General features: G+C 57.0%; 16 protein-coding genes. 12 read left to right on the top strand and 4 right to left on the bottom strand.

All coding sequences use genetic code 11. The features are described 5' to 3' along the window. The first annotated feature begins 62 nt into the window (after positions 1–62). A complete protein-coding gene (locus RYZ18_RS03360; RefSeq protein ID WP_317654963.1) occupies positions 63–353 on the top strand; it encodes an usg protein in 291 nt (96 codons plus the stop codon). Positions 354–373: 20 nt separating this feature from the next. Here RYZ18_RS03360 and RYZ18_RS03355 read toward each other — a convergent pair whose 3' ends face one another. Continuing rightward, entirely contained in the window at positions 374–871 is a 498-nt protein-coding gene (locus tag RYZ18_RS03355) for a disulfide bond formation protein B (protein ID WP_317654962.1), read from the bottom strand. After that, on the bottom strand, positions 868–1,449 hold the full coding sequence (locus RYZ18_RS03350; protein WP_317654961.1) for a YqaA family protein: 582 nt from the start codon (positions 1,447–1,449) through the stop codon (positions 868–870). The genes RYZ18_RS03355 and RYZ18_RS03350 overlap by 4 nt, the downstream gene beginning before the upstream one ends. A 412-nt stretch (positions 1,450–1,861) precedes the next feature. Here RYZ18_RS03350 and zwf point away from each other — a divergent pair, with 412 nt between their 5' ends. From zwf to pgi, 3 genes are read left to right on the top strand one after another with little or no spacing between them, the layout of a single operon-like run. Next, the gene (gene zwf, locus RYZ18_RS03345; RefSeq protein WP_317654960.1) at positions 1,862–3,313 is read left to right on the top strand and encodes a glucose-6-phosphate dehydrogenase; all 1,452 of its coding nucleotides are present in this window, start codon (positions 1,862–1,864) and stop codon (positions 3,311–3,313) included. A gap of 4 nt (positions 3,314–3,317) precedes the next feature. Then, positions 3,318–3,989: a 6-phosphogluconolactonase gene (pgl, locus tag RYZ18_RS03340; RefSeq protein WP_317654959.1), complete on the top strand. Its 672-nt coding sequence runs from the start codon at positions 3,318–3,320 to the stop codon at positions 3,987–3,989. Then, complete coding sequence (pgi, locus tag RYZ18_RS03335; protein WP_411567088.1) at positions 3,990–5,600, top strand: glucose-6-phosphate isomerase; 1,611 nt, start codon at positions 3,990–3,992, stop codon at positions 5,598–5,600. It begins immediately after the preceding gene. Here pgi and RYZ18_RS03330 read toward each other — a convergent pair. Both RYZ18_RS03330 and RYZ18_RS03325 read right to left on the bottom strand, forming a co-directional pair. Next, the gene (locus RYZ18_RS03330; protein WP_317654957.1) at positions 5,597–6,073 is read right to left on the bottom strand and encodes a DUF2938 domain-containing protein; all 477 of its coding nucleotides are present in this window, start codon (positions 6,071–6,073) and stop codon (positions 5,597–5,599) included. The genes pgi and RYZ18_RS03330 overlap by 4 nt on opposite strands. Positions 6,074–6,098: 25 nt before the next feature. Beyond that, complete coding sequence (locus RYZ18_RS03325; protein WP_411567072.1) at positions 6,099–6,788, bottom strand: fumarylacetoacetate hydrolase family protein; 690 nt, start codon at positions 6,786–6,788, stop codon at positions 6,099–6,101. Positions 6,789–7,059: 271 nt separating this feature from the next. On the opposite strand from RYZ18_RS03325, the gene RYZ18_RS03320 reads away from it, so the two are divergent. From RYZ18_RS03320 to ureC, 8 genes are all read left to right on the top strand, one after another. Beyond that, the gene (locus RYZ18_RS03320) at positions 7,060–8,070 is read left to right on the top strand and encodes an ABC transporter substrate-binding protein (RefSeq protein ID WP_411567071.1); all 1,011 of its coding nucleotides are present in this window, start codon (positions 7,060–7,062) and stop codon (positions 8,068–8,070) included. 75 nt (positions 8,071–8,145) lie between these two features. Continuing rightward, on the top strand, positions 8,146–8,940 hold the full coding sequence (locus tag RYZ18_RS03315) for an ABC transporter ATP-binding protein (RefSeq protein ID WP_317654956.1): 795 nt from the start codon (positions 8,146–8,148) through the stop codon (positions 8,938–8,940). Further along, positions 8,937–9,704 (top strand): ABC transporter permease, encoded by a 768-nt coding sequence (locus RYZ18_RS03310; protein WP_317654955.1) that lies wholly within the window; start codon positions 8,937–8,939, stop codon positions 9,702–9,704. Before RYZ18_RS03315 ends, RYZ18_RS03310 begins: the two co-directional genes overlap by 4 nt. Positions 9,705–9,967: 263 nt before the next feature. Next, positions 9,968–10,717 (top strand): urease accessory protein UreD, encoded by a 750-nt coding sequence (locus RYZ18_RS03305; protein ID WP_317654954.1) that lies wholly within the window; start codon positions 9,968–9,970, stop codon positions 10,715–10,717. A gap of 3 nt (positions 10,718–10,720) precedes the next feature. Next, positions 10,721–11,023 carry an urease subunit gamma gene (locus RYZ18_RS03300; RefSeq protein ID WP_317654953.1) on the top strand — a complete coding sequence of 101 codons (303 nt, stop codon included), beginning with the start codon at positions 10,721–10,723 and terminating at the stop codon, positions 11,021–11,023. 18 nt (positions 11,024–11,041) lie between these two features. Continuing rightward, positions 11,042–11,209: a peptidase M23 gene (locus RYZ18_RS03295; protein ID WP_317654952.1), complete on the top strand. Its 168-nt coding sequence runs from the start codon at positions 11,042–11,044 to the stop codon at positions 11,207–11,209. Next, entirely contained in the window at positions 11,206–11,511 is a 306-nt protein-coding gene (locus tag RYZ18_RS03290) for an urease subunit beta (protein WP_317654951.1), read from the top strand. The genes RYZ18_RS03295 and RYZ18_RS03290 overlap by 4 nt, the downstream gene beginning before the upstream one ends. Next, positions 11,511–13,223 carry an urease subunit alpha gene (gene ureC / locus RYZ18_RS03285; RefSeq protein ID WP_317654950.1) on the top strand — a complete coding sequence of 571 codons (1,713 nt, stop codon included), beginning with the start codon at positions 11,511–11,513 and terminating at the stop codon, positions 13,221–13,223. The genes RYZ18_RS03290 and ureC overlap by 1 nt, the downstream gene beginning before the upstream one ends. Positions 13,224–13,226: the final 3 nt, after the last annotated feature.

The raw sequence follows: 13,226 nt of genomic DNA, 5'->3' as shown, positions 1-13,226 counted from the left end.
GTTGATTTTTAATTTGCATTTGCAATCATGAGACATCATGAACCAAGCAAGGGAAAGTGCAGATGACTTGGGGGTCTCGCAACAGTGATGAAACCGCAACGGGGCTGATGCTTGAGGGGTATGGGCTGACCACGGCGGAATTTTACTATCGGATGCCTGATTATCGTAATGTTATCAACGTGTTCATCTGGCAGGATTACGATCTCGCGCCAGATTATCCGCGCATTTTCGGATTTATTGATTTCTGGAAGCGCGAGATTGAGGCACCGTTGCATTCTGTGCGTTTTGCGCATCGGCGGCTGATATCTGACGGGTCATGGCGCAATGTCGTTGAGGAGATTTCCTATCACTAGCCCACGGGACAGGCGTGGGGCTATGCTTTGGCCGCTGCGGCCTTGGCCCAGATCACGAACAGGGCCAAGCAAATCAGGCCATTCCATGAGGCCATCGACAGACCCGCAAAGGCCCATGCAACCTCGTCACACATAACAATCGCAGGCGCGGTGTCTGTTGAGAGCAATTCACTGGCCGAAAGCGACAGGATATCTTCTGCGCCCCCCGTGCAGGAGGTGGGGCCTTGCCACCACCCGCGCTCAACCCCTGTGTGATACAGCGCGATCCCTGCATTCACGAGCATCGCGCCCGCCCCAATCAGGGTCAAGCCGCGCGCCAATTTGGGGGCAATGGCGGCAATGATTACGATGAACAGCGCAACCAGTGCAGCGCCCGCATGGGGCCAACGTTGCCACAGGCACATGGCGCAGGGCGCAAGCCCGCCAAGATACTGAAACCCAAAAGCGCCCGCCAATGTCGCGGCAGACCCCAGACCCGCGAGGGCGGATAATTTTGACAAATTCAGATCCCGCATCATCCCATGAACCTCACAGCATAAAATCCGCCAAGCAAGATGACGATGAACAATGTAAACATCAGCCCCAGACGGCGCTCGATGAAATCGCGTAAAGGGGCGCCGAATTGGCGCAGCAATGCCGCGATGACAAAGAATCGAATCCCCCGCGCGATGATCGAGGTGACAATGAATGTCCCCAAAGGCAGGCCTGTCCACCCTGACATGATGGTGATGACCTTATAGGGGAAGGGGGTTAGCCCTGCGATCAATACGGGCCAAAAGCCAAGATCATTAAAGCGCGTGTTAAACTCGGCCATTGCATCGGCCTTGCCAAGGGCCGCCAAAATCGGCGCGCCGATTTGGTCATAGAACAGCGCCCCAATCGCATAGCCTGCAATACCCCCCAAAACTGAGGCGATTAAGCAGACAGAGGCAATTAAAAAAGCCCGATTGGGCCGCGCAAGGATCATTGGGATCATCAAAATATCAGGGGGAATGGGAAAGATTGAACTTTCCGCAAAGGACACAATCGCCAAGGCCCACAGGGCGTGGCGATGACCCGCCAAACCCATTGTCCAATTATAGAGCCCGCGCAGCATCGCATTTATCCTAATATCGCCCCAATGTCAGAGGCGATGCCCGACAGGGCGGAAAAGGTCAAGCCAAAGCCAGATGACATGAGTGTGACAAAACTCTTGACGGATCGTTGCAAATGATAAAATGTCGCAGGCACATTGAATACGCGCGAGCCCCGAAAGGGAGTTTCACGTCGCGTTGAGGCTCAAGCGGAGGGGAGGCCGCTTGAGCCTTTTTCATTTTACGCCGCGCCACAGCGCGCGAAAATCTGCCCCGCCGCTTTGCCAAATCTTCAGGCTCTGCTAGACTTTGGGTTCGAGATTGGCTAAGCCCGCCTTAGCTTTCGTTAGCGCTAACGTAAATCGCGGCCAAAGGCGGCAATAACCTGTGAATTTCCCAAAGAATTTGGGTCAGATGCAGGGCAAAGGAGAGAAAATGGTTTCGCGCGTCATTCCAGTTGAAGATTTTGATCTGGTCATTTTTGGGGCGACAGGGGATCTGGCGCGGCGCAAAATCCTGCCTGGACTTTATCGGCGCTTTCATGACGGGCAAATGCCGCCCGAGGCGCGGATCATCGGCGCAGCGCGCACATCCCAAGATGACGTAGCCTTTCGTGATTTTGTCCGCGCGGCCATTGCCGAATTCACCCCCGAAGCCAGACGCGATGAAACCAGCCTTGCCGCGTTTTTGCAGCGTTTGAGCTATGTCGCCATTGATGCGCGCGGCACGGATGGATGGGCCGATCTCGCGGGAACAATGCGTGATGGTGTCGTGCAGGCCTTTTATTTCTCGGTCGCGCCCGCCTTGTTTGGCGATCTGGCCGAACGTCTGCACACCCATAAAGTTGCGCGCTCTGACGCGCGGATTGTGGTGGAAAAGCCCTTTGGTCATGATCTGGCCACCGCCAAGGCCTTGAACGCAACTCTGGCCGAGCATTTTGACGAAGGCCAGATTTACCGCATCGACCATTATTTGGGTAAAGAAACGGTGCAAAACCTGATGGCGATCCGCTTTGCGAATATCCTGTTCGAGCCGCTGTGGAACGCCCAATATGTCGACCATGTGCAAATCACTGTGGCCGAAGAGGTCGGTGTTGGCGGGCGGGGGGCCTATTACGATAAATCAGGCGCGATGCGTGATATGGTGCAAAACCATTTGATGCAGCTTCTGTGTTTGACCGCGATGGAGCCACCCAATCATTTTGACCCTGATGCGGTGCGCGATGAAAAGCTTAAGGTGATCCGCGCACTCGATCCTGTGCGCCCCGAGGATATTGTGCGCGGCCAGTATAAAGCAGGCGATAAGACAGCGTCTTATTTGGACGATGTCGAAGACCCCAAAAGCCGCACAGAAAGTTTTGTGGCCATGAAGGTGCATATCGCCAATTGGCGGTGGAACGGCACGCCATTCTACTTGCGCACAGGCAAACGGATGCGCGCGCGGATGTCCGAGATTGTGATCCATTTCAAAGAACCGCCCCATTCCATTTTTGATGAGGATGCAGGGACGAAGCCCAATGTTTTGTCTATTCGCCTGCAGCCTGATGAGGGCATTGATCTAAGCGTCACCATCAAAGAGCCAGGCCCAGGGGGGATGCGTTTGGTCGATGTGCCGCTTGATATGACCTTTGCCGAGGCGCTTGGGGCGGATGCGGCCGATGCACCCGATGCTTATGAGCGGCTGATCATGGATGTGATCCGTGGCAATCAAACGCTATTCATGCGCGGCGATGAGGTTGAGGCAGCTTGGCGTTGGACGGATCCAATCATCCAAGGGTGGCAATCGCGCAATGAGCGCCCCGTGCCCTATCAGGCCTTTAGCACAGGGCCAGAAGATGCGCTGATGTTGTTGCATCGCGATGGGCGGCGTTGGCGTGAGGTGGGCTGATCTCATGGAATTGATCACCTATCCCGACCGCGATCTATTGATGATGTCCTTGGCGGATCGTATCGCCTCGGAATTAGGGCAGGCCTTGCGCATGGCGGGGCGTGCCTCGCTCTGTGTTCCAGGCGGCACGACACCGGGCCCTGTGTTCAAAACCTTGGCCGAAGTGGATTTGGCTTGGCGCGATGTTGCAGTCTTTCTCAATGATGAACGCTGGCTTGGTGAGGATAGCCCACGCTCCAACACAAGACTTTTGAGGGAAACTCTATTACAATCAAAGGCATCCGCGGCAAAGTTAATTCCCTTATTTAACGGCGCCGATACGCCAGAGGATGGCATCCCCGATCTGACAAACGGGCTGTTGCCGCATTTGCCGATCACAGTTTTGCTGTTGGGGATGGGCGCAGATATGCATACCGCAAGCCTCTTTCCCGATGGGGATAATCTCAACGCAGCTCTCAGCGCAGATGCGCCGCCCCTGATGGCGATGCGGGCCGCAAATGCGGGCGAGCCGCGGATCACCTTGAGCGCCCCCGTGCTGAAAGCCGCGCTGCATTGCCATATCTTGATCACAGGGCCAGAAAAGCGCGCAGCACTTGAGCGGGCCGCAGACTTGCCTGAAGATCAAGCACCAATTGCCACTGTTTTAAAGACCGCCACCATTCATTGGGCTGAGTAAATCATGACCATCTGGACAGAGCTTTCCACCGCGTGGGATCACCTGCGCAGCACCCGTATGTCGCAGCTTTTTGACAATGATCCTGCCCGCGCTGCGCGGTTTTTGGCCAAGACGGGCGATATGATGTTCGATTTTTCTAAGACACATATCACCGATGAGGTGCTGTCACTCTTGGTGGAATTGGCGCGCAAGTCCAATGTCGAAGAAAAACGCACGGCGATGTTCGCGGGCGAAAAGATCAATGAAACCGAAGGTCGCGCGGTGCTGCACACGGCCTTGCGCGCGCCCTCTGGCCCGATCATGGTGGATGGGGTGGATGTTCTGCCTGCCGTGCAAGAAACCCGCGCCCGTATGGCACAGTTCGCCGATGATCTGCGCGCAGGCCGCTATAAGGGGCAGGGCGGCAAGATCACGGATGTGATCAATATTGGGATTGGCGGGTCTGATCTGGGCCCTGCGATGGCCACGCTTGCGCTTGCACCTTATCACGATGGGCCGCGCGTGCATTATGTGTCAAACGTGGATGGGGCACATATCAACGACACGCTGCAAGGGCTTGATCCAACAACAACTTTGGTCATTGTGGCCTCGAAAACCTTTACCACGATTGAAACCATGACCAATGCGCAAACGGCGCGCGATTGGATGGCGCAGGCGGTCAACGAGCCTGCCGCGCAATTCGTGGCCCTGTCCTCTGCCACGGATAAAACAGCGGCCTATGGTATTGATCCGTCCCGCGTGTTTGGGTTCGAGGATTGGGTCGGCGGGCGCTATTCCCTCTGGGGGCCAATTGGCCTTGGGGTGATGCTGGCCATTGGGCCAAAACAGTTTGACGAATTCCTTGCGGGTGCGGCGGCCATGGATGCCCATTTCCGCGAGGCTGATCTTCCCGAGAATATGCCCGTATTATTGGCCTTGGTCGGGCTGTGGCACAATCAGGTTTGCGGTCATGCGACCCGCGCGGTGTTGCCCTATGACCAACGCCTATCGCGTCTGCCCGCCTATTTGCAGCAATTGGAAATGGAATCGAACGGCAAGGGCGTGTCTATGGATGGGCAGGATTTGCCATATCATTCAGGCCCGATTGTTTGGGGCGAGCCGGGCACAAATGGGCAACACGCGTTTTATCAGCTGATCCATCAGGGCACGCGTGTCGTTCCGTGCGAATTTATGGTGGCCGCCGCAGGGCATGAGCCTGAATTGGCGCATCACCATACCCTGCTCTTGTCGAATTGCTTGGCGCAATCTCAGGCCTTGATGCAGGGCCGTAGCCTTGAGGTGGCGCGCGGCATGATGGCTGCAAAAGGCCTGTCTGGTGCGGAATTGGAACGCCAAGCGCGGCACCGCGTTTTCATGGGCAATCGCCCGTCAACCACGCTGATCTACCCCCGCCTGACCCCGTTCACCTTGGGGCAGATCATCGCCCTTTATGAGCATCGGGTGTTTGTGGAAGGGGTAATTTTGGGGATCAATTCCTATGACCAATGGGGGGTGGAATTGGGCAAAGAACTGGCTTTGGCGCTGCAACCCGCCGTTGAAGGCGCGGCGGGGGCAGAGGGGTTAGACCCTTCTACCGCAAGCCTGTTGCGCTATATCCACGCGCATCGTTAACCAAGCGCCACCGCGCCCATCCACATTCCAAGGCCAAAGACCGTATGGGCCATAAGGCCCAAAACCCGCCCCTTCCATGGGGCGGCGGTTTTGGCAAGCGCCCATCCAAGCCCGAGGCCTGGATGCAACAAAAACCATCCCGCCCCGATGGTCAGGATCGCGAAAATCCAAAGCGGCAGGAAATTGGGCGCGCTTAACCACGCTTGGCCCATGATCCCCAAAAACAGCGCACCATAGACCGCACCGACCGCATAGTGGAAAATCCAACCAATTAGGCGTTCGCGGGCCACGGGGGTGCTGGTATTGATATCAGCGTGAAACACTGTCCCGCGCCCCAAATGCGCAACCCAACGGCCCACATTGCCCCAATTGGGCGCAGGGATGCCCGCAATCCGTGTCAGGATGACCGCCCAGATATCCATCGCAACAGTGCCACAGATGCCCATGATGAGGCCCAGTGTGATGACGCTCATTTTCTCTTCTCCCCTGCTTGCAGGTTCAGGTCACGCGGACGCGCAACGTGCCCAGACCTGCAACCTTTCCTTCCATCACATCGCCGCGCGCCACGGGGCCAACCCCCGCAGGTGTGCCCGTTAGGATCACATCCCCTGCCGCCAATTCAAAATATTGCGACAGATAGCGAATGATTTCGGGCGTTTTCCAAATCATTTGCGCCAAATCCCCCTCTTGGCGCAGCGCCCCATTCACATGCAGCGTGATCTCTCCTGTGCTGGGATGGCCCACTTGGGCCACTGGCAAAAGCGGGCTTATCGGGGCGGAGTGCTCAAAGGATTTACCGATCTCCCAAGGGCGGCCTAATTTCTTGGCCTCGCCCTGCAAATCGCGCCGTGTCATATCAAGCGCCACGCCATAGCCCCACACATGGGATAGCGCGTCTTCAAGTGCGATATCGCGCCCGCCTGATTTCAGCGCCACCATCATTTCGATCTCATGATGCAAGTCAGACGTGCCAACAGGGTAGGGCATCTCGCCTGACGCATCCAAACTGTCTGGATTTTTCTGAAAGAAGAACGGCGGCTCGCGGTCGGGATCATGACCCATTTCAATCGCATGGGCGGCATAATTGCGCCCGATGCAATACACGCGGCGAACAGGAAATACGCCGCCCCCCTCCACGGGAATCATTGGGTGCGGGGGGGCAGGGATCACAAAATTATCTTGGTTCATTTGGGCTATTTTCTTTTTCAGTTCTCACGCGACTGCCACGCTAGGGGCTTGGGGTTCGCTTGGCAATTGGAGAAAAATTTAAGGGAATTTTACAAATTCTTCATCTATCAGCTTCGCGGTTTGCTTTTTTTCTAGGCAAAATTTCTGGAACTGCCTAATCTTTAACAGGCCTTCGTCATGGCGCGCCGTCTTGCCCATGCCGCGGATTGACCGCAGGCGGGTGGGATCATGAGGTGGCTTCACAGTGCTGCATTGGATTGGAGAATAAGCCGTGCTTCGTAAAACACTACCACTGATCGCCGCAGGGATGATTGCAACCACCCCTGCCTTCGCCCAAACCGATATCCCCTTTACGCTCGATTGGCGGTTTGAGGGGCCATCTGCGCCTTATTTCTTGGCTATCGATAATGGCCATTTCGCAGATGCAGGCCTTGATGTTGAGATTTCTGCAGGCGAAGGGTCGCTTGATGCGATCCCCAAGGTTGCCACGGGTGCATTTCCCATTGGGTTTGCCGATATCAACTCATTGATCCGCTTCCTAGATCAAAACCCTGGCGCCCCTGTGACCGCCGTTATGATGATCTATGACAGCCCACCTTTCTCGATTGTGGGTCGTAAAAGCCTTGGGATTAACGGGATTGAAGATCTCGAAGGCTCTACCCTTGGTGCACCGCCCCCTGATGGGGCATGGGCGCAATTCCCGATTTTGGCAGCCGTAAATGGTATCGATGTCAGCACAATCACGGTCGAGCCTGTTGGCTTCCCCACGCGCGAGCCATCTTTGGCCGAAGGCACAGTGGACAGTGTGACGGGCTTCAATTTTAGCTCCTATCTCAGCGCCGCACGTTTGGGCGTGCCTGAGGATGATCTGACCACGATCCTTTTCGCGGATCACGGGGTTAAACTTTATGGCAACGCGATCATCGTAAACACGGATTACGCCGCCGCGAACCCCGAGATTGTGACCGCGTTCTTGGGTGCGGTTGTCGATGGTGTGCGCGATGCTATGGCTGACCCTGCCGCAGGCGCAGCTGCCGTAATCGCGCGCAACCCTGCAGGCGATGTTGATTTGGAAACGCGGCGTCTGCAAATGGCGCTCGATGCGAATATCGCAACCGCTTATGCGCTTGAAAATGGCATGGGCGATATTGACCCTGCCCGCATGGCTGAGGCGCTTGAGCAGATGACCATCGTTTACGATTTCCAAAACGCGCCTGACGCATCGCTCTATTTCACCGATGCCTATCTGCCCCCCGCTGAGGAGCGCAGCTTGGCCCAATAAAGCCAAACCATAAGACAATAAAGGGCCAGCGCGACCTGATCTCGCTGGCCCAATTTTTCAGGGATAAAGGCACAGATGGCGTTTCAAATAGAATTAAAAGGGGTCACTCATGCCTATCGCACGGCATCGGGGCCTTTGCCCGTTCTTGATGATCTCTCTTTGCAGATTGAAGAACATTCATTTTGCGCGGTGGTTGGGCCTTCGGGCTGTGGGAAATCCACGCTGACGCGATTGGTGTCAGGGCTGATGCGCCCTGACCAAGGCGAGGTCTGGTTGTCAGGTCAAAAGGTAACAGGGCCACGCCCCACAGTGGGGATGGCGTTTCAAAACCCCGTTCTGTTGGAATGGCGCACAATTTTGGAAAACGTGCTTCTGCCCTTGGAGATTGTCAAAACCCCAATGAGCCGCGCCGAGGGCGAGGCGCGCGCGCGCCATTTGTTGGAATTGGTGGGGCTCAAAGGGTTTGAGGGCAAGAAACCCTCCGAGCTTTCAGGGGGGATGCGCCAACGGGCCTCCTTGTGCCGCTCTATCATCCATAAGCCCGATGTGCTGATCTTGGATGAACCCTTTGGGGCGCTTGACGCCTTCACCCGCGAAGACCTGTGGTGCACCATGCATGATCTGCGTGCGGAAGAGCCCTTTACCTGCCTGTTGATCACCCATGATCTGCGCGAAAGTGTGTTTTTGGCAGATCAAGTGGTGGTTCTCTCGGGTCGCCCCGCCCATGCCCAACATATTTTGCAGGTTGATCTGACGGGCAAGCGCAGTCTTGAAGATCTCTACAGCAAAAAAGCGGTCGATATGTTGGCCGTGCTGCGCCACCAAATTCAACTGGCGCAAGGTCGCGTTCCTCAGGAGGGCGCAGCATGAATGATAAGTTCCTTAAAATCGGCGTGCCGATCCTGTTCATCGCGGCTGTGATTGCCATCTGGGAATGGTTGGTCTGGTTCTATCAACTGCCCAATTATCGCATGGCCTCACCTTCGGATTTGATCCCAAAATTTTGGCAATTCCGCGAATTATTCGTTGTGGCCTCGTGGGAAACGCTTTGGCGCACAGTGGTGGGTTTGGCCTTGGCGGTGGTGTTTGGCACAGGGTTGGGGATGATCATGGGCTTTTCGCGCATCGCGCGCGAGGGGTTATACCCGCTCTTGGTTGGCTTCAACGCGATCCCCAAGGCGACAGTGGTGCCGATTGTGGCGCTGATCTTCGTGGGTCAGCATGATTTCAACACCGTGCTTATCGCCTTTATGATCTCGTTTTTCCCGATTGCAGTCTCTGTCTCAATCGGATTGTCCACGCTAGAACCTGAATATCGCGATATTTTGCGCGCACTTGGTGCCTCGAAATTCACGATTTTCTGGAAAATTGCGTTGCCCAAAACCCTGCCCGAATTTTTCGGGGCGTTGAAGGTTGCTGTCACCTTGGCCTTTATTGGCACAAATTTGATGGAAATCGTCAGCCCGCATGGTCGCGGCCTTGGGGCGTTGTTCGATTCAGGGCGGATTAGCGCAGATTATCCATTGATGTTTGCGGTGCTGTTCATGTTGGCCGCCCTTGGCATCTTGCTGTTCTATGTGGTTGTGGCGCTTGAGCGTATCTTTGCAGGATGGGCAGAGCGCGCGCCAAATTGACCCGAGTGATTTGGCCCCCGCAGGCACGCGCCGCGGGGGCTTTTCATTTCGCGCTATTTTTGGGCGCAGATCAAAATTTCGATTAAAATTTAATCAATCATCCGCGGGGGCCGATTGGGGCCAAGCGCGCCTCTTTTCCTTGCTGCCCGAGAGGGAAATCGTGGGTCAGACGTGCAATCCACCATCAAGGCCGCCTCCGCGTGACTGAAACTTTGCCCATATCGCCACCATGCGCCCCCCCGCGTGCAAAGGGGGCTTTGCGTGTGGCTTTGGGGCCCTCGGGGCGATTACAGGATTTTCGGGCCGAAGGATCATTGCGCGCGCTGTTTCCGCGCCGCGAAGGCACCGTTGAGGCGGTGATGATCAACACTGCTGGCGGCATCACAGGCGGGGATCGCTTCGCCATTGTGGGCGATGTGGCGGGCGGGCATCTGACGTTGACCACGCAATCGGCCGAACGCATCTATCGCGCCGCAACGGGCCGTGGTCAGGTCAGCACGCAGTTAACCATTGCAGCAGGGGCTGCGCTGTCATGGCTGCCGCAGGAGGTGATCTTGTTTGATGGCGGCGCGCTGCGGCGGCGCCTCTGCGTGGAGATGGCCGAAGACGCGTATCTATTGGCCGCAGAAAGCGTTATCCTTGGGCGCGCTGCGATGGGCGAGGTGGTGCGACAGGGCTATCTGCAAGATCACATCAGCATCACCCGCGCAGGGCGTCCCCTCTATCGCGATGCGCTGCGGATGGAGGGTGATCTTCACGCCCATCTTGCGCGTGCCGCCATCGGGCAGGGGGCTGCGGGATTTGCCACGGTGATATGTGCCGCGCCTGGTGCCTGCGCCAAGCTTGAGATGATCCGCACCCTGTTGCCCCAAACCGCTGCCGTATCAGCCCCGCAAGCGGATTTATTGCTGCTGCGCATTCTAGCCGAAGATGGGTTTGGCCTGCGCCGCACTTTGGTGCCCGTTTTGCGCGCCTTATCCCCCCATGATCTTCCCCGTTCTTGGAGCCTGTAAGAGATGAACCTCACCCCCCGTGAAAAAGATAAACTGCTAATCTCGATGGCCGCTGAGGTGGCCCGCCGCCGCCTTGCGCGGGGGGTGAAGCTGAACCATCCCGAGGCAATCGCGCTGATCACCGATGCGGTGGTCGAAGGGGCCCGTGATGGCCGCAGTGTGGCGGATTTGATGCAGGCAGGGGGCCATGTCATCACGCGCGATCAATGTATGGAAGGCGTGCCTGAGATGATCCACGAGGTGCAGGTCGAGGCCACATTTCCCGATGGCACAAAATTGGTCACTGTCCATAACCCTATTCGTTGAAGATAAAGGAATAAATTCATGAAAACTATGATCCTTTCTGCCCTGTCCCTCATGCTTGCTAGCCCTGCAATTGCGCATGAGGGTCTGCATCTTCACCCGCATGGGGTCGAACCTTGGGCCGTGGCGCTTGGCGCTCTTGGCGCAATTGGATTGGCTGTTTTGATCATTGCGGAGCAGCGGAAATGATCCCGGGCGAGTTGTTTGTTGTAGAAGGGGATTTGACCCTGAATGCGGGTGCCGCGGCGATGACTGTCATGGTTGCCAATACGGGCGACAGGCCTGTGCAAGTGGGCAGCCATTATCATTTCGCTGAAACCAACCCCGCGCTAGAGTTTGACCGCAAGGCCGCCCGTGGGATGCGCCTTGATATTGCCTCAGGCACATCGGTGCGGTTCGAGCCTGGTCAGCGCCGCGAGGTCACTCTGATCCCGATTTCTGGGGCGCGGCGGGTCTTTGGCTTTAACGCCGCAATCATGGGGGATTTGTGATGCCTGCCTCAATTTCGCGCCGCGATCATGCAGGGATGTTTGGGCCGACCACAGGCGACCGACTGCGCCTTGCCGATACAGATTTGATCATCGAGGTCGAGCGTGATCTCACAGGCCCCCATGGGGAGGAGGTCAAGTTTGGCGGCGGCAAGGTGATCCGCGATGGTATGGGCCAATCGCAACTGACCCGCGCTGAAGGGGTGATGGACACAGTCATCACCAACGCGTTGGTGGTGGATTACACAGGGATTTATAAAGCGGATATTGGCCTGAAGGATGGGCGCATCGCCGCCATCGGCAAGGCGGGCAATCCCGACACGCAGCCCAAGATCACCATCCCCATCGGCGCAGGCACCGAGATCATCGCGGGCGAGGGGCGTATCCTGACCGCAGGCGGGTTTGACAGCCATATCCATTACATCTGCCCGCAGCAGATCGAAGATGCGCTGCATTCAGGCCTGACCACGATGTTGGGCGGGGGCACGGGGCCTGCGCATGGCACGCTTGCCACCACCTGCACGCCTGGGCCGTGGCATTTGGGGCGGATGTTGCAGGCGGCGGATGCCTTTCCGATGAACCTTGCCTTCGCGGGCAAGGGCAATGCCAGCCTGCCCGCCGCCCTTGAGGAACAGATTATGGGCGGGGCTTGCGCGCTGAAACTGCACGAAGATTGGGGCACAACGCCTGCTGCAATCGATTGCTGCCTCAGCGTGGCCGATGCGATGGATGTGCAGGTGATGATCCATACCGACACGCTCAACGAGTCGGGTTTTGTCGAACATACGATCAAGGCGCTGAAAGGCCGCACGATCCATGCCTTCCACACCGAAGGGGCGGGGGGCGGTCATGCGCCTGACATCATCAAAATCTGCGGCGAGGCACATGTGATCCCGTCCTCAACCAACCCAACACGGCCCTTCACCGTGAACACGGTCGAGGAACATCTCGATATGTTGATGGTCTGCCACCATCTGGACAAATCCATCCCCGAAGATATCGCCTTCGCCGAAAGCCGCATTCGCCGCGAAACCATCGCCGCCGAAGATATCCTGCACGATATGGGCGCGTTTTCGATCATTGCGTCTGACAGTCAGGCGATGGGGCGGGTGGGTGAAGTGATCATCCGCACATGGCAAACGGCGGATAAGATGCGCAAACAACGCGGCCGCCTGCCCGAGGAGACGGGCGAGAATGACAATTTCCGCGTCCGCCGCTATGTCGCGAAATACACGATCAACCCCGCCATTGCGCATGGAATTTCGCATGAGATTGGCTCGATTGAGGTTGGCAAGCGCGCCGATCTGGTGCTGTGGTCACCTGCCTTTTTCGGGGTCAAGCCTGAGATGGTCTTGATCGGCGGCACGATTGCCATGGCGCAAATGGGTGATCCCAATGCCTCAATCCCGACCCCGCAGCCCGTCTATTCGCGGCCCATGTGGGGGGCTTATGGGCGTTCGGTGGAACGCGGATCGGTCAGTTTCGTATCCGAGGCCGCGCAATCGCGCGACATCAAATCCGCGCTTGGCCTCGCCAAAGCGACCCTTGCGGTGCGCAACACACGCGCCATCGGCAAGGCAGATATGAAGCTGAACACCGCCACCCCACAGGTCGAGGTGAACCCTGAAACCTATGAGGTGCGCGCAGATGGGGAATTGCTGATCTGCGAACCTGCCGAGGTGCTGCCAATGGCGCAGCGCTATTTCCTATTCTGAAAA

It is taken from the genome of Roseovarius sp. 10, from assembly GCF_033100315.1.
Lineage (GTDB): Bacteria > Pseudomonadota > Alphaproteobacteria > Rhodobacterales > Rhodobacteraceae > M30B80.
This window is presented reverse-complemented; position numbering and strand designations above follow the sequence as displayed.

Excerpts from the sequence above, each read along its gene's own strand:
- RYZ18_RS03355 (WP_317654962.1), bottom strand. The coding sequence starts at position 871 with ATGATGCGGGATCTGAATTTGTCAAAATTATCCGCCCTCGCGGGTCTG.
- RYZ18_RS03315 (WP_317654956.1), top strand. The coding sequence starts at position 8,146 with ATGGCGTTTCAAATAGAATTAAAAGGGGTCACTCATGCCTATCGCACG.
- RYZ18_RS03330 (WP_317654957.1), bottom strand. The coding sequence starts at position 6,073 with ATGAGCGTCATCACACTGGGCCTCATCATGGGCATCTGTGGCACTGTT.
- RYZ18_RS03295 (WP_317654952.1), top strand. The coding sequence starts at position 11,042 with ATGAAAACTATGATCCTTTCTGCCCTGTCCCTCATGCTTGCTAGCCCT.
- ureC (WP_317654950.1), top strand. The coding sequence starts at position 11,511 with ATGCCTGCCTCAATTTCGCGCCGCGATCATGCAGGGATGTTTGGGCCG.
- RYZ18_RS03325 (WP_411567072.1), bottom strand. The coding sequence starts at position 6,788 with ATGAACCAAGATAATTTTGTGATCCCTGCCCCCCCGCACCCAATGATT.
- RYZ18_RS03290 (WP_317654951.1), top strand. The coding sequence starts at position 11,206 with ATGATCCCGGGCGAGTTGTTTGTTGTAGAAGGGGATTTGACCCTGAAT.
- RYZ18_RS03350 (WP_317654961.1), bottom strand. The coding sequence starts at position 1,449 with ATGCTGCGCGGGCTCTATAATTGGACAATGGGTTTGGCGGGTCATCGC.
- RYZ18_RS03360 (WP_317654963.1), top strand. The coding sequence starts at position 63 with ATGACTTGGGGGTCTCGCAACAGTGATGAAACCGCAACGGGGCTGATG.
- RYZ18_RS03310 (WP_317654955.1), top strand. The coding sequence starts at position 8,937 with ATGAATGATAAGTTCCTTAAAATCGGCGTGCCGATCCTGTTCATCGCG.
- RYZ18_RS03300 (WP_317654953.1), top strand. The coding sequence starts at position 10,721 with ATGAACCTCACCCCCCGTGAAAAAGATAAACTGCTAATCTCGATGGCC.
- zwf (WP_317654960.1), top strand. The coding sequence starts at position 1,862 with ATGGTTTCGCGCGTCATTCCAGTTGAAGATTTTGATCTGGTCATTTTT.
- pgl (WP_317654959.1), top strand. The coding sequence starts at position 3,318 with ATGGAATTGATCACCTATCCCGACCGCGATCTATTGATGATGTCCTTG.